15 protein-coding genes are annotated in these 24870 nt (G+C 59.9%); 8 read left to right on the forward strand and 7 right to left on the reverse strand.

Going from position 1 to position 24870, the window contains the following annotated elements; translation table 11 throughout:
• Positions 1-18 precede the first annotated feature (18 nt).
• Complete coding sequence (locus tag ONB52_05270; GenBank protein MDZ7415558.1) at positions 19-2025, reverse strand: molybdopterin-dependent oxidoreductase; 2007 nt, start codon at positions 2023-2025, stop codon at positions 19-21.
• Positions 2026-2712: 687 nt separating this feature from the next.
• Here ONB52_05270 and ONB52_05275 point away from each other — a divergent pair.
• The 8 genes from ONB52_05275 (at position 2713) to ONB52_05310 (ending at position 17588) form a co-directional block, all read left to right on the forward strand.
• On the forward strand, positions 2713-6336 hold the full coding sequence (locus ONB52_05275; GenBank protein MDZ7415559.1) for an FG-GAP-like repeat-containing protein: 3624 nt from the start codon (positions 2713-2715) through the stop codon (positions 6334-6336).
• A gap of 650 nt (positions 6337-6986) precedes the next feature.
• The gene (locus ONB52_05280) at positions 6987-8534 is read left to right on the forward strand and encodes a serine hydrolase (protein ID MDZ7415560.1); all 1548 of its coding nucleotides are present in this window, start codon (positions 6987-6989) and stop codon (positions 8532-8534) included.
• 245 nt (positions 8535-8779) lie between these two features.
• On the forward strand, positions 8780-8983 hold the full coding sequence (locus ONB52_05285; GenBank protein MDZ7415561.1) for a hypothetical protein: 204 nt from the start codon (positions 8780-8782) through the stop codon (positions 8981-8983).
• A gap of 242 nt (positions 8984-9225) precedes the next feature.
• Complete coding sequence (locus tag ONB52_05290; GenBank protein ID MDZ7415562.1) at positions 9226-10656, forward strand: sodium:solute symporter family protein; 1431 nt, start codon at positions 9226-9228, stop codon at positions 10654-10656.
• A gap of 320 nt (positions 10657-10976) precedes the next feature.
• Complete coding sequence (locus ONB52_05295; GenBank protein ID MDZ7415563.1) at positions 10977-11957, forward strand: threonine/serine dehydratase; 981 nt, start codon at positions 10977-10979, stop codon at positions 11955-11957.
• A 346-nt stretch (positions 11958-12303) separates the two neighbouring features.
• Positions 12304-13062, forward strand: coding sequence for an MBL fold metallo-hydrolase (locus ONB52_05300; protein MDZ7415564.1), 759 nt, complete (start codon positions 12304-12306; stop codon positions 13060-13062).
• A 19-nt stretch (positions 13063-13081) separates the two neighbouring features.
• The gene (locus ONB52_05305) at positions 13082-14665 is read left to right on the forward strand and encodes a glycosyl hydrolase (protein MDZ7415565.1); all 1584 of its coding nucleotides are present in this window, start codon (positions 13082-13084) and stop codon (positions 14663-14665) included.
• A 658-nt stretch (positions 14666-15323) separates the two neighbouring features.
• A complete protein-coding gene (locus tag ONB52_05310; GenBank protein ID MDZ7415566.1) occupies positions 15324-17588 on the forward strand; it encodes a hypothetical protein in 2265 nt (754 codons plus the stop codon).
• Positions 17589-17779: 191 nt separating this feature from the next.
• Here ONB52_05310 and ONB52_05315 read toward each other — a convergent pair whose 3' ends face one another.
• The 6 genes from ONB52_05315 to ONB52_05340 form a co-directional block, all read right to left on the reverse strand.
• A complete protein-coding gene (locus ONB52_05315; protein MDZ7415567.1) occupies positions 17780-18142 on the reverse strand; it encodes an STAS domain-containing protein in 363 nt (120 codons plus the stop codon).
• A gap of 518 nt (positions 18143-18660) precedes the next feature.
• Positions 18661-19413: a hypothetical protein gene (locus ONB52_05320; protein MDZ7415568.1), complete on the reverse strand. Its 753-nt coding sequence runs from the start codon at positions 19411-19413 to the stop codon at positions 18661-18663.
• Positions 19414-19444: 31 nt separating this feature from the next.
• Entirely contained in the window at positions 19445-20137 is a 693-nt protein-coding gene (gene rpiA, locus ONB52_05325) for a ribose-5-phosphate isomerase RpiA (protein MDZ7415569.1), read from the reverse strand.
• Positions 20138-20153: 16 nt separating this feature from the next.
• A complete protein-coding gene (locus ONB52_05330) occupies positions 20154-21074 on the reverse strand; it encodes a P1 family peptidase (GenBank protein MDZ7415570.1) in 921 nt (306 codons plus the stop codon).
• A gap of 38 nt (positions 21075-21112) precedes the next feature.
• Positions 21113-22255, reverse strand: coding sequence for an AAA family ATPase (locus tag ONB52_05335; GenBank protein MDZ7415571.1), 1143 nt, complete (start codon positions 22253-22255; stop codon positions 21113-21115).
• A gap of 94 nt (positions 22256-22349) precedes the next feature.
• Positions 22350-24851 carry an ATP-dependent Clp protease ATP-binding subunit gene (locus ONB52_05340; protein ID MDZ7415572.1) on the reverse strand — a complete coding sequence of 834 codons (2502 nt, stop codon included), beginning with the start codon at positions 24849-24851 and terminating at the stop codon, positions 22350-22352.
• Between the last annotated feature and the right edge of the window lie 19 nt (positions 24852-24870).

Consider the following 24870-nt stretch of genomic DNA (forward strand, 5'->3'; position numbering starts at 1 on the left):
CAAGGCCTTTTCCCCGCCTCACGGCCACTGCACCACCTCGACCCGTGCATCATTGAAGCAGGCGCCGCCGCCGACCGCATTGAGCGTGTCCGGCGTCAGCGCGTTGGCGGTTTTGCCGTTGCGCGCAGCTCTGCGCCAGGCGCCTTTGGGCATCACCACCACCCCGGACCGCACCCGTGCCTGAATCCTCAAACGGCAGATCACTTCACCGTGCGCATTGAACACCCGCACCCACTCACCGCTCTGCAGGCCGCGGGCGGCGGCGTCCGCCGGATTCATTTCGAGATGGAGCCCGGGCAGATTGTATTCCGCCATCGTGCTGTTGATGGTTTTGCCGGTGGCGGGGCTGATGAGCGCCAACGCATGAACCGGATCGTTTTCCTCTGCGAGAAATTCATAAGGCCGGTCACCGAGCTGGGGCGGCACAAGGTGGATCTTCCCGTCCGCGGTGCGCGGGAAGACGCTGACGAATTGCACCGGCGCACGCCCGGGAAAATCGAAAAAGGCGATTCGCTCACGCTGCAATTGTTCCAACGAAATCTCCCGGCCCATCCCGCGGATTGCACCTGCCGCGCGCGCGAGCCAGGCGGAGGTGTCTCTCTGAAAGTCGGCCTCCGGCCAGCCCATGGCGCGGCCGAGCAGCGCGAACACCTCCTCGTTGGGCTTGGCCTCACCCACGGGGGCAATCACCGGCGCGCTGTATTGCAGCGCATAGCTGCCGTAGGCTTTTTTGATCTCGTGTTGTTCCAGAAAGGTGACGGCCGGCAGCAGCACGTCGGCGCAGGCGGCGGTGTCGGTCATCACCTGGTCGAACACAACCGTGAACAAATCCTCGCGCTGCAGGCCGGCCAGCACCGCGTTTTGATTCGGCAGGGTGGCCACCGGATTGCAGTTGTATACGAACAGCATTTTCACCGGCGGATTGTTCTCTTCCAGCAAAATCCTGCCGAGCCGGTTCATGTTGAGCACGCGCGTGTTCCACGAGTCGCCGGCGGTCATCTCGCACGCATCGAAACCGAACGCCGCACTGTTGCTGAGCGTGTAGCCGCCGCCGCGTTGGCCGAATTTGCCGAGCACCGCGGGCAGTGCGAGAATCGCCGCCGCTGCCTGGCCGCCGTTGCGGTTGCGCTCCAGCCCCCAGCCCACGCGAATCACTGCCGGCTCGCACTCCGCGTAGAGCCGCGCCACGCGCTCGATGGCCGTGGCCTCGACGCGCGCCAGCGCCGCCGCCCGTGCCAGGGTGTAAGGCTCCGCTTTTTCCAGCAATGTTGCGATGCCCACGGTGTGCGCGCGGATGAAATCCCAATTCAGCAGGCCGTGCTCGTGCCAGTAGCGAATCAGCGCAAGCGCCACGGCCAGGTCTGCGCCGGGATAAATCGGGAGATGCAAATCGATCTCACCATCCGAAAAATGGCGTACCGGATCGATCGTAATGATGTGCGCGCCGTTCGCCTTCGCTTGTTTCAAAAACGGCACGAGATGAATGTTGCTGCTTTTGGGATTGGCACCCCAGATGATGATGCAGCGGCTGGCGGGGTAATCTTCAAAGGCGACCCCGGGCATTTTGCCGTACATCCCGCCGGCCGCCTCACTGGTGGGCATGGCGCACACCGCGCGCAGCAGGCGCGAAGCCCCCAGTCTGGCGAAGAAGGCCTTGTCGCTGGTATCCTGGCCGAGCAAGCCATTCGAGCCGCCGTAGCTCACTGGCAAAATCGCCTCGCCGCCCCAGCGGCTCTGAATCTCGCGACAGGCCTGGCAGATCATCGCGATGGCCTCCTCCCAGGTGATCCGCTGGAAGCGGCCGCCGCCCTTGGCACCGCTGCGCCGCATGGGATACAACAGCCGTTCGCTGCCATGCACGCGCCTGCCAAAGTTCGCCACTTTGGCACAAATGAAACCCGCGGTGAGGGGATTCTCCTGCGAGCCGCGAATTTTGCGAATGCGGCCGTCCGTCACTTCCACCTCCAGACTGCACGTGTCCGGGCAATCCATCGGGCAAACGGAGGGCAAGATTTGCGTGGGCATGGCTGGACTCGATTGTGCTTGGTGTAAGTGATAATCGTGATCGGGCTGCGGGCTGTCCGCGATTGCGCGACCGCAAAGTAGACAACGGCGGGAGCAAAGTCAAGCAACCGCCTTCAAACGCAGGCGGCACTGAAAATTCCAGGCCGCCCGGTTTGCCGGGATCAACCGGGTTTGCAGGGTCAACAGCAGGCAAGGGTGTGATGCCTGTTTGCAAAGCGCCGCCACCGGGAAAATCTTTATCGCGACCATTCCTGCAGTGCTGCCTCATTTTGATTGAGGCCTGTGATTCCGCGCGACATTGCGGAGGAATTGCCATGCCACACGCGGCAGCCATCAGGATGGAAACGAGCTTTTGCCGTCGTGCCTTCGGACCCTGAAGGGTCTACTACAAAAGTATTTTCGCGGCAATTGCGGACAAATCGCCTTGCTTCTCCCACGAAAAAGCTTTTTTTGTGGGACTTCACTTTCATGGGCGAAGCATTTTCCCGAAAGAGCTTTTTGTGTGACTTCATTTTCGTGGGAGGTTCTGGATGACTGCTCTCAACGCCGCCCTCGCCTGCTGTGCCACCGGGGCGGAAGCGGTTACTCCTCCGCGCCTTTCACCTCTTGACAACCTGCCAAATTTCGCTATTTTCCCGGTAGCTGAAACAGCGCCCCCGCGGTCAACCACGAAGAAGGCAAGCACCCATGATGACGTTCCGGTTCCGCTCCTGGTTGTTTTGCACGCTCTTGCTTGGTCCGTCTGTCTCCTGCTTTCCCCAACTCGCCTTCCATGATTCAGTGCATGGCATCTCCTGGTCACAGGTGGAGCCGCCCAGCAGCGAAGACCTCGAAAAAAGCCAGCTTCTGCGTGAAGGCCTGGGTTATCTGATGAGCAGCTCCGGTCAGCTTTATGAATATGACGCCTTGCGGCCACAGCGCTGGCGGGCACTCCCCACACCGGGGCAGGGAAGGCGGTTGAAGCTTTATTTCGCCCTCGCCCCCGACGACATCTGGGCCACGGTCGAAGTGCCGGAAATTTACAAAGAACTGATTTATCATTGGGACGGCAAAAGCTGGTCACCCGTTTTCGACCGCAACATTTACAACAGCCGTGTCCTCTATTTCTCCTCTGCGGAAGAAGGTTGGCTGACGTGTGACTACGGCGAAATTTGGCACTATTGGCGCGGCACCTGGCAACGCGAAAAGACCGAAACCTTCCTCCATGTCGCCAACCTCATCCCCGCCCCTGACGGCAGGCTGTTCGCCTTCTGCCGGGCGCCCGAGCAGGGGGCGCTGTTGCGACGGGGGCGCCACCGCTGGGAGGTGGTGTTGACCGGCCTGCCCCCGAACTGCCAGGCCTTCGCCTTTGCCTCGCCCCGCGAGCTCTTGATTGGGCAGGAGACCCCTCTCTCTTTTTCCGCCGACACTTTGTCGCTGCACACCCTGCCGCTGTCCAACCTGCAGTTCCTGTCTGACGGCACCGGCTATGGCATCAGCTTCGATGGCAGGACGATTTATGCTCTGCACAGGAACACGCCGGTGGCATTGGTCAAAAGCCCGCTGCCAGTCACTGAGGTGCGGTTGTGGAGTCGAACGTTTTCATGGATCGTTGGCAGCGGGGGGCTGTTGCTGATGCCGACACAAGGCCAGTCGGCCCTTTTTCACGCGCCCGCACAGAACACCACCGTTTTGCCTCCCCTGGAGCTGCCGGTCACACGGGCATACGGCGTGGGCGTGTTGCAGGAAGCGGCCGGCCGGCCGCGGTGGATTTATTTTGTGGTCACCCACGCGCCCAACATTGCTCTCGCCGCTGACTTGATCTTTCCCGCCGTTGCCCCCGTGCGTCAGAAGGAACGCTTTTTCGATCATGCGCCCGCGCTCAATATCGCCGGCTCGACCGATTATCACTCCCGGCACCCCCAGCCGGTACGCGCCAACTACGATCAAGCAATTGCCACCGGAGACCTCAATGGCGATGGCCGCGACGATCTCCTGGTCACCAGCATGTACGGCCATCCCTTTGTCTACTTCAAAAGCACACGTGATTTCTATTACGATGCCACCGCTCACTCCGGCCTGAAGCAGTGGGGCTCCATTCTTAGACGCCCGATGCTGCCCCAGCTCTTCGACGCCGACAATGACGGCGATCTCGACTTGTTCATCGCCTGCCAGTACGCCAGCAATGCCTTTTTCCTCAACGACGGCCACGGCCGTTTCATGGAAGTGACCGCGGCGGCCGGCCTCACCACTCGCGGCGGCGGCATCGGCGCCTACGCCGCCGATTTCGATGGCGACGGCCGGCAGGATTTGTACCTCACGTGTGTCAACGGTCCCAATCTGCTCTACCGCAATCTCGGCCCGGACGAAAAGGGACAGCCGCGCTTCCAGGACATCAGCGCCCGCAGCGGCGATGCCTGCCGCCAGGAGATCAAGGAATCACAGGGCGCCGCCCTCGCCGATTACGACAATGACGGTGACATCGACCTCTTCGTCTGCAATCGCCTGAGCTGCAATGCCCTGCTGCAAAACGATGGCAGCGGGTTCTTCACCGACGTCACCGTCCGCGCCGGCCTGGCCGATCAGGAACAAAGCATGGGCGCCGCTTTCTTCGACGCCGATCTCGACGGCCATCTCGACCTGCTGGTCACCAACATCGGCCGCGACCGTTACTACCGCAACAATGGCGACGGCACCTACCGCGAGTTCTTCAAGAATTTCGATTGGAACCGCCCCCTCAACCTCATGGATGCCAGCAAACGCCTCGGCGGTTACAGCAGCGGGCTCGTCACCCTCGATCTCAACCGTGATCAGACGCCGGATTTGATCGTGGCCAATTATGACATGGAGGCCATGGTCTTTCGCAATCCGCCGCCGCGTGGTCGTGCCGCCCTCACCATCGCCGTGGAGGGCATTCTCAGCAACCGCTCCGCGATTGGCGCGCGTGTCCTGTTGTTTGAAACCAACCCCGCCGGCGAGGCCGGCCGTCTGGTGGGGCAGCGCCTGATCGAGTCCTGCAGCGGTTACGGCAGCAGCCCCGCCAAAACGGCGCACTTTGGGGTGGATTTCACCACGACCTATGTCGCGCGGGTCTATTTCCCCTCCGGGCTGGTGCGTGAGCTGCACGGCTTGCGCGGCGGCGGGCATCACCTGGTGACGGAGCTGAGCGGCATGGGTGCGAGCGTCATCAAAGCCAAGCGCACGCTGGCGGATTTGTTCCTGGGTTTCCGCAGCCGCGAGCGTTACCTGGTTCTGTTGCTGGGCGCGCTGATACTTTTCCTGTTGGTGAAATTCGGCAGGAAATATTGGGGCGTGGCGGCGCATGAGGTGCCGTGCCTGGTGTGGATATTCGTGCTGAGTTTTTGGAGCAGCTTGATCTTGTGGCTGGCCCGCAGTCAGCTCGTGTTCGTCCTGCGGCCGCTGGTAATCGGAACCGCCCTGACGCTGGCGGCCATGCTGGTCCTCCGCTTCCAGCGCATGCAGCGCGCACGGCCGGCCTCGCTGGAGATGCTGCAGGTGCGGCTGCATGCCTTCGATCACGGCAGCATCATTCATCAACTGCTGAACCGCCTGGCTTTTTATCTCGAAAACCTGCAGCAGGAAAGCCGGCTGCCCCCGGCCGCATGCGAAAAACTGCTGCAGATCGAACGCAACATCCGCTCCCTCCTCAAGCAGGAGATCGAGGCGATTCTGACTTATCTGTATGCCAACAGTTTCGCGCTCGAACGCGCCCATGTGCTGGAAAAGAACTGGCAGCAGTTTCGCCGCCGGCTCTCCGGCCTGCAGCGCAGCCTGCAGATTGGCGAAATGCTGCAACCGGCTCTGCTGGCGGAGCTGCGCCGCAGCCAGGAGCAAATTCGCACGGGCATCGCGGAACTGAAGCAGCGCCTGAGTGCGGAATACTATACTGATGTTCCCGCCGTGATTGCGGATTTGCTGCAACAGCGCGAAAACAGCGGCCTGGTGTTGCGACCGGTGCCGGCATTGCCCCGTGCCCGCATCGCCGCCGCCGATCTCGCCTACGTGCTCGATGAACTGGTGAGCAACAGCCTGCGCCACCTCGACGGCCGGACGCCGCAAATCACCCTCGAGCTGCGCCATGCCTATGATGAAGTTCATCTCGACGTGTGCGACAACGGGGCCGGTATTCCGCCGGATCTCTGGGAGCAGATCTTCAAACCGGGTTTCACCACCAAAGGCGGAGGCCACGGCGGCTTCGGGCTGTTTCATGTCCGGCAGCGCCTCGAAAAAGTGGGCGGCAAAATCTTCGTGGCAGAGAGCCAGCCCGGCGCCGGCACGACCATGCGCATTTGCCTGAAAGCGGAGATCTAGGATTGTGTCGGAGAAATGATCACGCCCGTGAGGCTTTTCTGCACCGCGATAATGGTCAGCCAGTTGCAGAGACGCATCGCCCGGGCGGTTCTTCAGATGACTAAACTCTTACTGCACCGCGAAGACGCCAGGAACGCAAAGAAAGATCTCGGAGTTTCTGGGGGCTTGCCGCTTTGGAAATTTCGGTTCAGCCGAGGTTGGGACATTTTCGGACGGACACGCTAGCGCGTTTCTTTTGCCTGAAGAGTCGTGATCCGCTCTGTCATGCTGCCGGCCTCCTTCCGCCCGGCAGGCCGGTGCCCAATGATGGGAAGAGTCCTGGCGGGATGACGTGAGCAGCGGCCGGTACTGCACGACAAATGCCAGGGCGTGCGGTCAACACCATCGTGATTGTCATTCAGAGGAATGTCCATGCCGCTCGCGGGACACCCATCACGATGAAAATGTAGCGCAGACATCTTGTCTGCAGGCAGGCTGGAAGCCTGCGCTACGGCATTTTTGTGGTAAGCTTGTGAAGTTCTCGCTGACCAAGTCAGGAATTCACAAGATCCTTGTGAGATGACAGAGTCAGGATGAAATTCCGCAGCCCGAATCAGAACAATGACGTTGGAAGTTTAACGCCCGATGCGATTGTACAACCGGAGAACCCCATGCCACGCAAGCGAAATTTTCCTGCCGGCTCTTGGCGTCTCGTCCGCAACTTGGTGACGACCGTTCTGTTCGCGAGCAGCGCCGCGCCCGGCCAGACCCTGTCGCTCAAGCGCCTGGACGCCTACATCGAACAGGCGCGTGTGCAATGGGAAGTACCGGGGCTGGCGGTGGCCCTGGTGCAGAATGATTCCATCATCTTTGCGAAAGGCTATGGCGCACGTGAGTTGGGCAAACCCGGCCGGGTCGATGCCCACACCCTGTTCGCGGTGGCTTCGAACACCAAAGCTTTCACCGCGGCGCTGCTCGGCCTGCTGGTGGACGCCGGCAAGCTCACCTGGGACGATCGCGTCGTGCAACACCTGCCCGGCTTTCAGATGTATGATCCCTATGTCACGCGTGAGTTGAACCTCGTCGATCTGCTCACCCACCGCAGCGGCCTGCCGGTTTTTGGCGGGGATCATTTGTGGATCGGCGCACGCCTCAGCCGCGAGGAAATCATGCGGCGGCTGCGCTTTCTTCCGCCCAGTGCGCCGTTGCGCACCAAATTTCAATATCAAAATCTGATGTACCTGGTGGCGGGCCAGATCATCCCGGCGGTCACCGACACGAGCTGGGACGACTTCATCCAGGCGCGGCTGCTTGCGCCGCTCGGCATGCGCGAAACCGTCACCAGCATCCGCTTTCTTGCCGGCCGCGACAACGTGGCGACTCCGCATGAAATGGTGGCCGGCAGGATTGCCGCGATCCCCTATGACAGCGTCGATGCCACCGGCCCGGCCGGCTCGCTCAACTCGAACGTGCTCGACATGGCGCAGTGGCTGCGGCTGAATCTCGGCAAAGGGGTGTACCGCGGCCGCCGGCTGTTGAGCGAGGCCACCGTCCGCATGCTGCATCAGATGCACATGCCCGTCCCCATCACCCCGTGGGTGGAGAAAAACCTGGGGGTACATTTTTTCGGGTATGGCCTGGGCTGGGCGATGTATGACTATCGCGGCCAGAAAGTCATGAGTCACGGCGGCGGACTCTCCGGCATGTTCTCGCTGCAAACCTGGCTGCCGGACAAAAACTTCGGCGTCGTCCTTCTCAGCAATTTTGCGCCGCATGAACTGAACGATGCGCTCACCTACCGCATCCTCGATGCCGTGCTGGGCGCACCCGAGCGCGACTGGAGTGCGGAGCTTCTGCGCCGGCGCGATGAGCAGCGCGCGCAGGAGGCCAAAGCCGAGGCGGAATTGCAAGCGCAGCGCGTTGCCGGCACGCGGCCCTCGCTGCCCCTGCAAGCCTATGCCGGCACCTATTTCGATGAATTCTCGGGCGCGGCCCAGGTGAAATTGGTCAATGGCAAACTGGTGTTCTACTACAATCCCCGTCACACCGGCGAGATGGAGCACTGGCATTATGACACCTTCCGCCTCACCTGGCAAAATCCGATCTACGACATGCCCAAAAAAGCCTTCGTGACTTTTTATCTCGACGAAACCGGGCGGGTTGAAAAACTCAAGACGGTTTTTTATGATCCGATTTATTTCAAGCGGGTGAGGGAGTAGGGAGGCGGCAGGGGTGCGGCGCCTGTTGCAACGCACGCGGGCGGGCCGGGTCACTCGCGGAAGGCAAAAACGGCTGCAAGCGGGTGCTGCTTTTCCCAACATGCAACACCCGCCGCGGTGCAACCAAATCACCGGTGCGACGATTTTCTTCCGCGCAAATGGAAATCCATGGGCAAAAAATTTTGCTGTTTTTTGCATCTCACTTTGCCAGACAATTGGGAAATCGCTCTCGAGAGGCAATCCTCATGTCCAATTTTTTCCCCATGCCGGCGTCTGACCGCTGGTATCTTGTCATCGTGATCGTTTTTGCCGCGCTGGCGTTTCTGCCGTGGTCGCGCAACCTGCACGTGGCGGGTATGGCAGTGTTCGGGTGGCTGATGGCGGGCTTGATGCTGCTGTCGCCGCTGATCGCACTCCTGCTCATCTGGCGCGAGCGCCGCAAAGGGTGAATGCGGCGAACAGGCCCCGCCCGGTGGCGAGATGCGCGGGCGCCGGGGAAAGCGGATGTGCGGCCGTCGGGAATGCCGTGCCCGGTCGCGCGATCATCCCGGCCTGTGTGTATCATGCTGCAGGCCGCTTCGCCGGTGCCGGCATGATTCGCACAAATTGCAAACGGGACTCTGTGCCGGGCGAAGGCCGACAGAATGACTTGAAAGGACCGGTTTTGACACGCAGGGAAGGGAGGGTTTGCATGACGCTTGAACGCGGCATTGTCGCTGTTTATATGCTGGCCTGCATCGTCATTGGCGTGCTGGCCTCGCGCAAGGTGCTGGCCTCCCGTGACGATTATTGGGTGGCGGGCCGCCGCATCGGCACGTGGGCAAATGCGCTGGCGATCATGGCCACCCTCGCCAGCGGCGGCTCGATCATCGGCGTGATGGGCCTGGCCTACCAGAACGGCATTCCCTATGCGCTCGCCATGTTTGCCGGCGCCGTGCTCGGCTTTCCGCTCGCCTCGCTGCTCGTGGCCAAACCGCTGCGATATTTCGGCAAATTCACCATCACCGATTTTCTCGTCTTTCGCTACCCCCATCCGCTGATGCGCTGCCTGGTGCCGCTGGTGATCGTCATCAGCTTCACGGCCTACATCGTCGCGCAAATGAAAGCCGCCGGCATCACCGCCAACGTGCTGCTCGGCATCTCCTACAACCAGGCGGTCACCGGCATGGCGCTGGTTTTCATCCTGTATGTTTCCATCGGCGGCATGCTGGCCGTCACCTGGACGGATGTGATGCAGGGCCTGCTCATGCTCGCCGTGGTCCTGCTTACTGCCGGCATGATGGTGGTCCGCGTCGGCTCGCCGGTGGCCATCATGCAGCAGGCCACCGCCGCTGCGCCCATGCTCGGTGCCGTCGCGCAGCAGCCGCTCACCGGCTACCTCGGCGCATTCGTGCTGTGGGCCGCGGCAATTCCGGTGATTCCCCACATTGTCATGCGGGTGTTCACCGCCAAAGACGCGCAGGGAGCCCGCCTTTCGCTCAACCTGGCGATGGTCGCCTACAGCGCCATGATTCTCGCAGCCGTGCTGGCGATCGTGCCGGCGGGCAAGATGCATTTCCCGGCGCTGGCGGATGCCGACACGATTTTTCTCGAAGTGATGAAGCAGGAATTTCCACCGTTGATTCGCGGCCTGGCGGTGGCGGCCGTGATGGCGGCGGTGATGTCCACCACCGATGCCCTGCTGCTCGCCTGCAGTTCGGCAGTGACGCATGATCTGTTGGGCGGGTTCCTGGCGCAGCGCTATAGTCTGAAGGCCGTCAACTGGATCTCAGTAGCGGTGGCGTGGATCATCGGTTTGCTGGCGATGTACTTTGCCTATTCCCCTCCGGCTTTGCTCACCGCGTTTTATTCCGCGGCCATCGGGCTGCTGAGCGCCGGTTTGTTCGTGCCGGTGATCGCGGGCCTGTGGTGGAAAAAGGCAACGATCGCCGGCGGGGTGGCGTCACTGCTCACCGGCAGCGTGATCTACCTGGTGGCACAATTCACGCCCGGCATGCCGCCGCTCTCCGCCATTTTGCTGGCCCTGCCCGCGAGTGCTCTCGCGATGTGGCTGTGTCGCCGTTTCACCAAGCCAAAGGAGGCGGAAATCGTCGCGGAAATTGCCCGGCTGCATCGATCCTGAATCTCGTTGCATTTTGCAAAATTGAGTGCACGCGCTCCTGCCGGAAACTTTCCGGGTGTCACGAAGCGCTTTCGCTGCATGCCGCGGCGGTTGCGGCGATATGAGCTTGCATGGTGTGCGACCGCTGTTTCCCGGTATTGCGAAGATCCACAATGGTCCCCGGATGGTCGAATGAGTCGAATGAACTCCGGCGCAAAATGTCATCCACGAAATTGTCATGAATTGTTTTGTGGGATTCGCGTTTTCGCGGGAAAACTCCCGCGGTTGGCGGGTTGCTGGCATGACACTGCGGTGAATTCTCATTCAAACGGGAGAGTGCTTTGCAAAAGATCACGCTGCTTGATGTGTTCGCCGCCCGGCAGGTGATTGCGCCTTATCTCGCGCCCACGCCGCTTTATCCCTATCCCGGTTTGCATCACCTGCTCGGCACCTCCACCTATGTCAAGCATGAGAATCATCAGCCGGTGGGCGCCTTCAAGATTCGCGGCGGCATCTATTTCATGAGCCGGCTCGCAGAGGATGAAAAACGGCGCGGCGTGGTCACCGCCAGCACCGGCAATCACGGCCAGGCCATTGCCTATGCCGGCCGGCTGTACGGAGTCCCCGTCACCATTGTCGTTCCCGCAGCGGCCAACCCGGTGAAGGTCGAGGCCATTCGCAGCCTGGGCGCCCGGCTCGTGTTTCACGGGCGCAATTTCGAGGAAGCGCGGCACTTTGCGGAGGCGCATGCCCACGCCCGCGGCAACCGCTTCATCAGCTCCGGCGATGAGCCGTGGTTGATCGCCGGCGTCGCCACCCTAACGCTGGAGATTATCGCAAGTCTGCCGGAGGTGGGAACCATCATCGTGCCGGTGGGTGGCGGCAGCGGTGCTGCCGGCTGCTGCATCGTGGCAAAGACGATCAACCCGCAGATTCGCGTCATCGGCGTGCAGGCGGAGAACGCACCGGCGGTTTATCTCTCCTGGAAATCCCGCAAAAGGGTGGAGGCGAAGATCGAAACTTTTGCGGAAGGACTGGCCACCGCCGCGCCATTCGATCTGCCGCTTGCGATTATGCTCGAGCATCTCGACGACTTCGTGCTGGTGAGTGAGGGGGAAATGCGGCAGGCGGTTCGCCTGCTGATCGAGCATACCCGCAATCTGCCGGAAGCGGCAGCCGCTGCGCCTCTCGCCGCCGCGCTCAAAATCAAAGCGACACTCGCCCCACGGCCGCTGGTCCTGGTAATGAGCGGCGGCAATATCTCCCTGCCGCAGTTGCAGGAAATTCTAGATCATCCGACTCAAGCGTACATGGCCACATGACTGTTCTTTGCATCTGATGAACTCCGATAGGAGTGAGAGGTTTATAGCCAAGTGCCGTTCGCCTAAACGAAACCCCAGCGGGGTGACATGTGTATCGTGCCTCCTCCTTGATCTCATCTTGAATTGAAGGCAAACGCCGTTACATGTCACTCCCAAAGGAATTTGAAGTTGGAGGTTTTGACAATTACTATAAACATTTCACTCCTGGCGGGGTTGGGTCGTTCGCTATCAAGTTAGGGCAAGTGGCTCTCAGTAGAGAAGGCACGGAACTGATTTTGCGATTCTTTTCATCTTGTTGCCGCAAAATGTACGCAAAATTCGGATGATCCGAAATTCTGGCAGGCATATGACGCGGTTGTGCGAATTTCGTCCCGGCTTGTGGCTCACCGAGCTGCAACTGGAGGAATTCGCCGTGCGCGGGGCGGTGATCCTCGGCAACCAGCGCGCAGCAGTGTGGGACACGCTCTCGCATCCGCGCGACCTGCAGCCGGTGGCGCAATTGCTGGCGCGCCGCGATTTCCTGCTGATTTACAGTCACGCCGATTGGGATCACGTGTGGGGAACCGCCGGCCTGCCTTTTTCCGGCAGGATGATTTGGGCGCATGAAGCTTGCCGCGCGCGCTTTGCCGGCGACGTGCCGGCTGAGCTGCAACAGAAAAAAAACGCCGAGCCGGGCAAATGGGATGAAGTTGTGCTGGTGCCACCCACGCACGTTTTCGCGAGCGCGCAGGCGCTCGATCTTGGCGGTGTCAGCTTGTGGTTGCATCATCTCCCCGGCCATACGCGCGACAGCATTGTCGGATTGCTGCCCGAGTGGGGGGTGTTGCTGGCGGGCGATGCGGTGGAAACGCCGTTTCCCCTGCTCAATGCCGGCAGCCCGCTCGACCTGTGGATGACAGCCTTGCAACGCTGGGCGGAGGACGGGCGCGTGCAACATGTGATTCCGGCGCATGGTGAAATTGGCGGCCGCGAATTGCTGCGGCAAAACCTCGCTTACCTGCGCGGTTTGCGCGAGGGCGCAACCGCCGCCCCCCCTGCCGACTTGGACCCCTTTTATCGAACCGCCCATCGTGAAAACCTGCGCCTGGCGCAGAAACTTGCTTGATTCGCAAGGAGGTGCGGAAATGAGAAAGCTGATGCTTCGGATGTCCGCGTTCTGCATGCTGTTGGTTGCTGCTCCGCTGCCGGCGCAACATCAAAACGTGCTGGTGGGCAACTTGAATTATCCCAATGAACCGTGTATTGCCATCGATCCCAATAACACCGACCGCATGGTGGCTGCCGCCAATTTGGACAACTTCTACTATTCAAACGATGCGGGATTGACATGGACTTCCGGCCGTGCGACTTCGACTTACGGCGTGTGGGGTGATCCGGTGGTGGTGGCGGATGACCAGGGCAATTTCTACTATTTTCACCTCTCGAATCCGCCCAACGGCAATTGGATCGATCGTATCGTGTGCCAAAAATCCACAGATGGCGGCCGCTCATGGTCGAGTGGAACGTTTATGGGGCTGGTGCCGATGGCCGGCAGCGCCAAAGCGCAGGACAAAGAATGGGCGGTCGTGGATCGCAACAATCACCTCTATGTCACCTGGACGCAGTTCGATCGCTACGGCAGTGCCGCTCCGCAGGACAGCTCGATCATTCGCTTCGCCAAGTCAACGGATGGCGGCGAAACCTGGTCGGAGCCGGTGCGGATCAACCAAGTTGCGGGTGATGCTATTGACAGCGATGATACCGTGGAGGGCGCGGTGCCGGCAATCGGGCCGCAGGGCGAGATCTATGTCGCGTGGGCCGGCCCGGCCGGCCTCCGGTTCGACAAATCCACCGACGGCGGGAAAACCTGGCTGGCGGACGATATTTTCATCGACGCCATGCCCGGCGGCTGGAATTTTTCCGTGCCCGGCATCTATCGCTGCAACGGTTTCCCGGTGACGGTTTGTGATTTGAGCGACGGCCCGCGGCGCGGCACGATTTACGTCAACTGGTCGGATCAGCGCAACGGCGAAAATGACACGGATATTTGGCTGGCGAAATCTCAGGATGGCGGGGCGACGTGGAGCGCGCCGATCCGGGTAAATGACGACAGCCCCGGCCGGCATCAATTTTTCACCTGGATGACGATCGATCAGGTCAATGGCACGCTCTATTTCGTCTTCTATGATCGCCGGAATTACAGCGACAACCGCACCGACGTTTTCATGGCGATGTCACGCGATGGCGGTGCCAGCTTCATCAATTTTAAAGTCAGCGAATCGCCTTTCATCCCGCGGCCGGAGATCTTTTTTGGCGATTACACCAATATCGCGGCGCACAACAACGTCGTGCGTCCGATTTGGACACGGCTCAACAATGTCGAATTGAGTTTGCTGACGGCAATCATCGACCTCGACAAGATTACGGCTGTCCGGGAGCCGCCCGCGCCGCTGTCGCAGGCGCAGACCCCAGCGCAGAATTTTCCCAATCCCTTCGCCGAGGCCACCTGTCTCTCCTTCAAATTGCACCGGCCGGCGATTCTCAGCTTGAAGATCTATGATCTGCTCGGCCGGGAAGTCGCGACCGTCATCGATCGCAAACCCTACGGCATCGGCCAGTACGTCGAGAGCTTTCACCCCCGTGACTTGGGATTGCCCAGCGGCGCTTATTACTTCGTTTTGCAGAACGGCAGCGCGGTGATGAGGAACAGGATGATCTATGTCAAGTAGGAGGGGTGTTGCAGAAGCACGTTTTCCCAAACGGCGCAACGCTGCCCCTCATTTCACAGAGCTGCGCGCGAGAAGGCCGGCATTGCCGGCTTGCTCTTTTGGGAAGGGCTCAGTGACATCCGACCCAGTCAAGCCTGTCGTGCAGCAAGTATTCTGTGCAACACAGGCGAGCGCCCTCGGCGCGTGCGCCTCCTGGCAAAGGGAGTACCATCTCACAGCAGAGAAAGCTATGCAGATGACAAGACAGGAGGCAGCGTTTGTTCCTCCAATGAGGGCTGCCCTGCACTCCGGCAAAAATATCGCTTGACACTCTCCTGCCGGCTAGATAATGTTCCTGCACGCCGCCGGCAGGAGCTTGGACCAGGCCGGAGCAGCGGGCTGAGCCTGCTGGCAGGAAAATGGGAAGGGACAAGTTGCACGGCCAAGGCCGGCCGGTTGTGACCTGCCATACTCCGCAGAAAATCGCCAGGCCCGGGTGTACCCAGATCAAAATGGGTACGCCCGGGCTTTTTGTTTTTGGGATCGCCAGGAGAGGAGTGCTGCCATGAAAAGTTTCCGCCTTGCCAGAATGCTGTTGGCGCTCATCTTGATCGGGATTGGCGCTGATCAGCAATGAGTCGTTGCGCAGTGGTCCACTGACCCGGCTGAGAACCTGCAGGTGCTGCGCAATTGTATCGCCCCCTGCATCGTTTCTGATGGTGACGGCGGTGTGATTATTGTCGGCGAGAGTTTTACGGTAAACCCCGTGCTCTATGCGCAACGCGTGGACCGGTACGGCAATATCGTGTGGGATCCCAGCCTGCGCGGCATACGAGTGACCACTGCCGGGGATGAACAAGCAGGAACACTAGTTGTGTCCGACGGCGCTGGCGGAGCCTATCTAGGCTTCAATGCGCTCACGATTGTTGGATATGGTGGCGAGCCGCCGGAGCCGATTTATTCGAGCTTTGTCCGAATACAGCGCTTTGATTCGCAAGGCAGACAACTCTTCGGTCCGGAGGGCATAACAGTCTATGACTACCCAGTTGACACTTTGGAAGGGAGACAAGACATTTATGCTCTTGTCCCGAACGACAGTGCCGGCGTCTATGTGGTCTGTGGTGACGCTCACGGGCCGGAGGGATTGAATGTCTATGTGAACTACGTTAGGCGCGATGGCCAAATAGCTTGGGAAAGTAGCATTGCACTAAATCCGGCAACGAGGAGTTTCATTCAAAAGGATTTCATCGTCTATTCTGATGGCGAGAGCGGCCTGAACATCTATTATCTTCCTGGTACGTCCTCGTTACCCCACAGATTCCGCCGCATTGACAAAAACGGGCACGTCACAGTCGACAAATTCATCGACACCGGCTTGACTGTCTTTTACCTTTTTTCCGACCTGAGGGGCGAATGTATTTTCTTCTGGCAGGATTTCAACCAATTCAACCGTTTGGATACCATTCGTTGTCAGAAGATTGATCGCAACGGAGAGAAATTATGGGGCGAGAAGCCGTTGATTGTTGATTCCGCTGGCCAACTTTCTATTCCTCTTGGGATTGGGAAATTGCCTGACGCTACCGGCGGCGCGTTTTTCGCCTATCACTCTCGTAACACCACCAGGTTGGTCAGTCTCGACGGTCACGGAATAGTTCGATTCAACAAGGCAGTGGGTAGTTTTGATGGCATGGCATGGAGCCTGCAACCGTGTATGACTTTGACCCAAAAAAGAGGCATCCTTTATGGTACTACTTATAGTTACGGTGGAGGAAAGTCCGTACACGCGATGGACTCCACCGGACAAGAGTTGTGGCCGGCTGTTATCTATACCACGCGCGAAGCATACACCGATTGGAATGGCATGGTCTCCGACGGCAACGATGGCGCTATTGTGGTCTGGTTTGAGATTCTTCCTTTGCGAGGCATATGGGCGCAGCAGGTCAATGCGAGAGGGCGATTGGGAGAAATAACAAATGTGAAGGATCCTGCGGATCAGAAGTTCTTGCCCAGGATGTTTCAACTGTTTCCCGCTTATCCCAACCCTTTTGGAGGGGCCGTTCGCATGGCATATCAAATGGCGGAAGAAGGAGTGGCCAGACTCAGTTATTGGGAGGTTCCGCTCACTGCGCCGAAGGGCAAACATCCCTCTTTCTCGCTCGGCGGCACACAAGCCAAATACGTTTTCATGTCGGGCCGTGCCGCGCCATTTGAAGTCAAGCTCAGTTCTGCCACTTTTTCCAAGGTAAACATGCTGGCCGGGAACATGGTGCAACGGGCGGTGGGTCTGGTCGAGCCGGTTTCCGGCGCGTGGCTGAATCTGCGCGTGGAAAATTTTCTGGTGCAGCATGCGGACGGCAGCTTTTCGGCAGTCGACTTTGCGGCCGCGCCCGCGGATACGGCGAAATTGACCGCCAGCGAGGCTTGGGCAGCGCTGGCCTCGGCGGATTTTATCCTGCCGGCGGACGCGGAAAGTCTGCTCGTGGTTTATGCCATTGCCGGCGAGAAGGCGACAAGCTTGTCCGACGGCAAAGCACCGCTGGCACTCACGTTTAAAGTCGAAACCATTGGCGACGCAGCGCTGACCAAAACGTCGCAGACCCTGGCATTGTCCTCCGACCAGGCCTTCAATCAGGCCGGCGTGTTGCCGGGCGTAAGCACCGGCGGTTTGCGCAAGGATTCAAGAGTAATTTTGAGAGTTTACCCGAGTCATCAAAAAGCGATGCAGAGGTGGTGGCGAGCCAGGGGCATGTTTATGATCTCAGCAACAGCACGACGGGCGCGTCATCGAAACCGCTGGCGACGTGCGCAGGGCAGGTGCCGGCGAGTTTGGTGTTGGAGCAAAACTTCCCCAATCCCTTCAATCCGGAGACGGAGATTTACTACACTCTGCCGGCAGCCGGCTCCGTGCGGGTCGCGATTTACGACATCACCGGCCGGTTGGTGATGACGCTATTCAAGGGCGAACAGCAAGCGGGCCGTGATATCATTCGTTGGCATGGGCGGGACAGTCATAGCCGGCCGGTTGGTTCCGGCGTGTATTTCTGCCGGTTGGAAACCCCCGCCGCGGTGCAGACGCGCAAGTTGATGCTCGCGAAGTAGGCGGACACAGAATGGCCGCACTCCTCTGCTGCTCCCTCAGTTCCTCGAAATCTCTTCGCAGCCGTCGAAGGCCGCCAGCGCTTCGTGCTTGCTGTCGTGCGCTTCGAACATGCGATTGAGATTGGTCAGTTGCAGCAATCGCCGGACGTTGCGGTGCACGCCGGTGAGCTTGAGTGCGCCGTTGACCGCGTGCAGTTTGCGGGCGGCGCCCACCAACACGCCGAGCAGAGTGCTGTCGAGGTATTCACACCGCGATAGATCGATCAGCAGGCGGCGCTCCCCGGCTGCGATGAAATGAAACAACTGGTGGCGCAACTCGTTGGCGAGCGCAAAATGAGTCTCGCGGCTGGGGATGCAAACGATGAGGATATTGTTTTCGTGGTTGGTTTCGCAATGCATGAAACGCCTCCGCAGAATTCTGCAAAATGGCGACCGGCGGTGCCGGCGGGTGCGTGGTTGATTGACGGATTGTGATGAAGACGCGGTTGGATACGCGTGAGGCGGGTCAAGAATCGGTGTGTAACCCCCGCCAGAATGCCACTTTAGTACCGGCGTCGCAGAAAAATGCAGAAAAAGGAAAAACGATTGCCTGTTTGCAATCACGAGCTTTTAAGAAAGTGTTGCTGCAAGGGCTTGGCCGTTGCATCGAAATCTGCAGCGTCTCCCTGAGATTAGGCGATCATTCCAGCGCCCGGAAAGAGGCTTGCCGCATGACATATGGCGTTTTCCAAATGCGTGCGTAGGAATCGTAGTCTTGTCCCCTCGTGGGACACTGTGGCAATCGCGGATTTATTGGCTTTGATAACCGCCCACCAGGAGCGGAGGCTACGAACCCGCTCACCTAATTGAAAACCACCATAAGGAGACAGGGGCTCTTCATGCAAACGAAAAGCGCAATAAGGCAACAGACGAACGGACTATTCAGCGTGAATGGACCGGCGCCATTGCCGCTCGACCTCGGCGTCGGGCAGGTCCCACGCCGCCAGGCAGGCCTCGGGCCAGGTTTTGCCCTCCTGAAATTGACGAAGCAGGGAATTGAGCTTGGCGGGTCCGTATTGCTCTTCGAGAAAACGGGCGAGGCGATAGAGGGTGAAATAGAGGGCGGCCAGCTCTTCCTGATTTTGCGCGGCGGCGAGGCGCGTTTCGAATTGGGAAAATTCCGTCACCGGCGCAGCGCGCCGGCCGGGCTTGAGATGCTCGATCTCGCCGGAGTGAAATACTGCCAGGGCTTCGCTCAACCAGCGCGGGCAGTTTCCGGCCGTGGCAGCGTCGAGCAGCGCGTGCATGATCTCGTGCCGGAGGGTGGTGGTGAGAATGCCGCGCTCACGCAGCACGCGCACCGGTTGCAGGTGGATGATGCCGTCGCGATATTGCGAAGCCAGCCACCAGGGTGAACGCGTTTGCCGGCAGAAGGCATAAGTCGTGGCGGCGAGATCGATTCGAACATGCGCCGGAGTGGGAAGCGGGTATTTTTCACCGATGGCTTGCCAGGCGGCGACGGCCAAATCCAAAACTGCGGCTGCCTCGGTTTCGCTGTGATCAGCCGGGAAGGTGACTGTCACCGGGCCGCGTGCCAGTGTGCGCCGCGGCTGCTGGTCTGCCTGCAGGCCGGCGGCGAGCAGCAGCAAGGCAGCGGCGATCAACCACCATGGCCGTGCCGGCCGGTGCATTTTATTCTTTGCCAGAGGGAAAAGACCGCCGCTAAGCCGCCCATCTTTCTTCAACGCTGCCATCGCGTTTGCCCACGATTACCAAATCCGCGATGCCGACGAACAACCCCACCTCGACCACGCCGACAATGCTCTTGAGAAGCGGCAGCAGCTTCTCCGGCTCGGCGATTTCGCCAAAAGCGCAGTCAATGATGAAATTGCCGTTGTCCGTGCGAAACGGTTTTGCCGGGCTGCCGCGCAGCAAGGTTTTGCAGCCCGTGCTGCGCAAAATCGCGGCGGTCGATTGCCAGCCGAAGGGCAGCACTTCCACCGGCAGGCGAAACCGGCCCAGCCTGGGCACCAGTTTTTTTTCATTCACGATGATGATGACCCGGTCGCTGCGCGTGGCAATGATCTTTTCACGCGTGAGCGCACCGCCCCCGCCTTTGATGAGATTGCAATCCGGATCGACTTCATCGGCGCCATCGATGGTGAGATCGATTTTTTGAAAGCCGGCGGCATCGTTGCGCAGCGGGATGCCCAGCCGTTTGGCGAGTTGTGCGGTCGCGGTGGAGCTGGGCACGCCGGTGATGCGCAAGCCCTTTTTGATTTTGTCACGCAGCGCGTGCAGGGCGAGGGCGGTGGTGCTGCCGGTGCCCAGACCGACGATCATCCTGTTTTCGACGTATTGCACCGCGGCCAGCGCGGCATTTTGTTTTTGCAGATCGGTCGAGAGACGAGGCATGTGGCGCTTTTACCGGTTAGGAATTGGAAACCCGCACTGCAGACACAATCGCTGCAGCAACAAGATCAGCGGCCAGCGCGCCAACCGCCAGCAGACTGGCCCGCTCTGTACCGCACGAAATGGCGAAGACCATGTCGCCGTCAAACGGGGTGTGCGCCGGACGAATGGCGCGCGCCAGGCCGTCTTGCGCCATCTGCGCGACCTTGGTAATTTCCACGCGGTTGAATTGTGCGTTGGTGGCGACCAGCACCAGTGTGGTGTTGCTCCAGGCATGCGCCGGCGCGAAGGGATGCGCCTGCAGATAGGCCTGGGTGTCCAGGAAGCTGCCGTCGGGCTGGCGCGCACCAGCCACGAGCATGCCGGTTTGGGGATCGACGATGTCGCCGTAAGCATTGACCACAGCCAGCACGCCGATCACCAGTTGGCCGTGACGCCAGGAGGCCATGCCCAGTCCGCCGGCCATGCTGTGCGGCACCCCGAGCACTTTTCCGACGGTGGCGCCACAGCCCGCCCCCACCGCGCCCTGACGTGACTCCGTCGTCGAAGCTTCGCAGCAGGCTTGATACGCCATCTCGGCAGTCGGCCGGACCCGGGGATCGCCAACGTGCAAATCGAAGATCACCGCCGCCGGCACGATCGGCACCCTGGCCACGCCGACATCGAAACCGACATTTTGTTCCTCCAGGTAGCGCTGGACGCCGGCCGCGGCATTCAAACCAAACGCGCTGCCGCCGGTGAAAAGAATGCCATGGACTTCCTGCACCAGGCGCACCGGTTTGAGTGCCTCGATCTCGCGCGACCCCGGCGCGGAGCCGCGCACATCGACTCCCGCAATGGCGGGAGGCGGCGGCAGGATGACGGTGCAGCCGGTGCGTGCGGCCGTGTCATGCGCATGGCCCACGCGCAGGCCGGGAACCTCACAGAGGGAAGCAGACATGCGAGCAAGACCAATCAGGAAGAGAAAGCGGTGTCGGATTACTTGACCAGCGTTGGTTTCAAACCGCGACGGAAAAATCCGGATTTCTTCGCCAGGGAATCCTCGCCCACCCCGCGGTCGCTGAAGAAGAAGAGATCACTGATCATCAGCCCGATGGAATTGCGCAGCGGTTTCCAGTTTTCGCGGTAGGCCTCGCTGTCGACGCTGGTGCCGTCCTTGTCCTTCACCACCAGCCGCACACGCTGGGGGTTCTCGCGGTTGATCATGAACGGGGAATGGGTGGTGTAGACGATTTGATTTTTGATCGCCAGGTCTTCCATGACCCTGATCAGGTCCTTTTGGCCGGCGGGGTGGAGGTGAATGCCGGCTTCATCCACCAAAAAGATGAACTCATTGGCACGCGCGTCCACGGTCTGGGCGATGAAGTTGATGTAGAAGGAGAGATACCAGCGAAAGCCCAGGCTGCGCGATTCCGGTGTATCAAACACGGTGGTGCCGTCGGAAATGTCGATGTAAAGAATGTTGCCGTTGACGTTGAGTTTGATCTCGATGGTGGGTTCCTGCGACCAGGCGCGGCGGACCTGCTGGGTGATCAGGCGGCTGGCTTCCTCGCTGGCACGGCGGCCGCGGGTGGAATCCTCGAAGATGAGCTCGGGGTTGTTGATGCCGCCGATGCGCAGCAGGTTGCGCTCGGTGCGGTAATGATCGCCGCCCTCCAGCAGGTCTTCCAGCGTGGCGCGGTTTTTGAGCAACTGGATTTCATCGAAATAAAGCAGCTTGGGCAGGGTGGCGAGAAACATGTCCTTCTCACGCAGATTGATTTCCGACTCGCCCACAAAGACGTGGTAGTCGTCGAGCGTCGGGCCGTCTTTTTTCACCAGCAGCGTTTCGCTGTCCTTGAACGCCTCGCTGAAGCGCAACAGATTGCGGCGGTTTTCCTTGGAGATTTGCGAAAACTCCAGCGCCACCTCCGGGCATTTGCCCTGATAATAGTAGTCGGAATACTGGCAGGTGAGGGTATTGTCAAATTGCGCCCCCGGGCTGAAAGCGTGCAGCGCCTTCAGGATGTTGGTTTTGCCGCTTTCGTTGGCACCGACTAGCGCGGTGATTTTGGGATCGAGAGGAAATGCGAGTTCGAAGATGGATTTGAATGCCCTTATAAAGACACGTGATATGGTCATGTGCCGCCTCAACAGGTAGGTGTTCTATAAACAACAAAGCCCGATCTCGAGTTGCCGCCGCAGATCGGGCTGAAACCTTTTTAGAAAAACCGGGTCAATTCTCCACCGCCTCCGATTCGGGCTTCTCGTCGTCGGCCGGGGGCTTGGGTTTGTATTCCGTCTTCTCCACTATCTTGCGTCCGACTTCCACGAATTCCAACCCCTCGCCGCTTTTGTCGACGCGGATCTGGCTGCCGTCGGTGAATTGCCCGCGCAGAATGTGCTCGGCGATGGGATCCTCGATGTTCTTTTGAATCACCCGTTTCAAGGGCCGCGCGCCGTACACCGGATCGAAGCCCTTTTCCGCGATGAAATCCTTGGCGCTCTCGGTCAGATTGATCACGATCTGGCGGTCGGAGACTTTCTTCAACATCTCACCCACCACGATGTCGATGATCTGATTCATGTGTTCGCGCGTCAGGCTGCGGAACACCACGATCTCATCGACGCGGTTGATGAACTCGGGGTTGAACAGCCGCTTGACCTCCTCCATGATCTTGCTTTGCATTTTGGCGTAATCGATTTCGCTCTCCTCCGTGGAGAAGCCGAAACCGCCGGCCTTCTTGATTTCGCGCGCGCCAACGTTCGAGGTCATGATCAGGATGGTGTTCTTGAAATCGACCTTGCGGCCGAGGCCGTCGGTCAGGTGGCCGTCGTCGAGGATTTGCAGGAGAATGTTGAAGACATCGGGATGCGCCTTCTCGATTTCATCGAAAAGCACCACCGAGTAGGGATGGCGCCGGACTTTTTCGGTCAACTGGCCGCCCTCCTCGTGGCCGACGTATCCGGGCGGGGCGCCGGTCAGGCGCGAGACCGCAAACTTCTCCATGAACTCCGACATGTCCAGCCGGATCAGGGCGTCCTCCTTCTCGAAGAGGTATTTGGCCAGTTCTTTGGCGAGTTGCGTCTTGCCGACACCGGTCGGGCCCAGGAAGATGAAGGAACCGATCGGCCGGGTGGGGTCCTTCAGGCCGGCACGCGTGCGCCGGATCGCCTTGCAAAGCAGGTGAATCACCTCGTCCTGCCCGACGATGCGCTTCTTGAGTTCCTCCTCCATGCCGAGGATTTTTTCGTTTTCGGACTGGGCGACTTTGCGAACCGGAATGCCGGTCATCATCGCCACCACGTCGGCAATGTCATCCTCGGTGACGGTGGCAATGACTTCCTCCTCGGTCTCCTTCCAGCGCCGCTTGGCGGCATCCAGCTTGCGGTTGAGGCGTTTTTCCTGATCGCGCAACTCCGCCGCCCGCTCGAACTCCTGGTTTTTGATCACACGGTCTTTCTCCTGGCGGACTTTCTTGATCTCGTCCTCCAGTTTGGTGATTTCCTTGGGCACGACGATATTGGCGAGATGCACGCGCGCGCCGGTTTCATCGAGCACGTCGATGGCCTTATCGGGCAGGAAGCGGTCGGTGATGTAGCGCTCGGAGAGCTTCACCGCCGCGGCGATCGCTTCGGGCGTGTAGACGACTTTGTGGTGCTGCTCGTAGCGGTCTTTCAACCCCTCGAGAATCTGGATGGTCTCCTCGGGGGTGGGCGGATCGACCATGATTTTCTGGAAACGGCGTTCGAGGGCGCCGTCTTTCTCGATGTATTGCCGGTATTCATCCAGGGTGGTGGCACCGATGCACTGCAACTCGCCGCGCGCCAGCGCCGGTTTGAACATGTTGGAGGCGTCCAGCGAGCCGCTCGCGCCGCCGGCGCCGACAATGGTGTGCAATTCGTCGATGAACAGGATCACGTCCTTGGCGCGGTAAAGTTCGTTCATGATCGCTTTCATGCGCTCTTCGAACTGGCCGCGGTACTTGGTGCCCGCCACGATGGCGCCCAGGTCGAGCGTGACCACGCGCTTGTTGTGCAGGATGCGCGGCACCTTGCGCTCGACGATGCGCAGGGCCAGGCCCTCGGCGATGGCGGTTTTGCCCACGCCCGGTTCGCCAATCAGCACGGGGTTGTTCTTCTTGCGGCGGCTGAGGATCTGCGCCACCCGTTCGATTTCGCGTTCGCGGCCAATGATCGGATCGAGCTCGTTCTTGCGTGCCAGCTCGGTGAGGTCGCGGCCGAAGTGATCGAGCGCGGGGGTTTTGGAGCGCTGCGGGTTGGCCTCCTTGCTGGAAGGCGTGCCGCGCAGGATGTTGTCGAGCTCTTCGCGCACGGCCTCGTAAGTGATGTCGAAGTTCAGCAGCACCTGGGCGGCAACCCCGTCCTTCTCCTTCACCAGCGCCAGCAGCAGGTGTTCGGTGCCGATGATGTCCGACTTGTATTTTTCCGCTTCGACATAGGCCATCTTCAGGATCTTTTCCGCCCGTTTCGTGAACGGAATGTTGCCGATGGTCATGGTTTCGCCGGTTGATTTGACGGCGTCTTCGACGGCGCGTTTGATTTCATCGAGATCGGTTCCCAGGTTCCGCAGAATCTCCACCGCAATTCCTTCCCCTTCGCGGATCAACCCCAGGAGCAGGTGTTCGGTGCCAATATAATCGTGCCCCAAGCGCAGCGCTTCCTCGCGTGAAAACTGGATGACCATCTGCACTCGGCTCGAGAAATTATTTTTCATGTAATCGACTCCCACAAGA

Source organism: candidate division KSB1 bacterium (assembly GCA_034506255.1).
GTDB lineage: Bacteria > Zhuqueibacterota > Zhuqueibacteria > Zhuqueibacterales > Zhuqueibacteraceae > Coneutiohabitans > Coneutiohabitans thermophilus.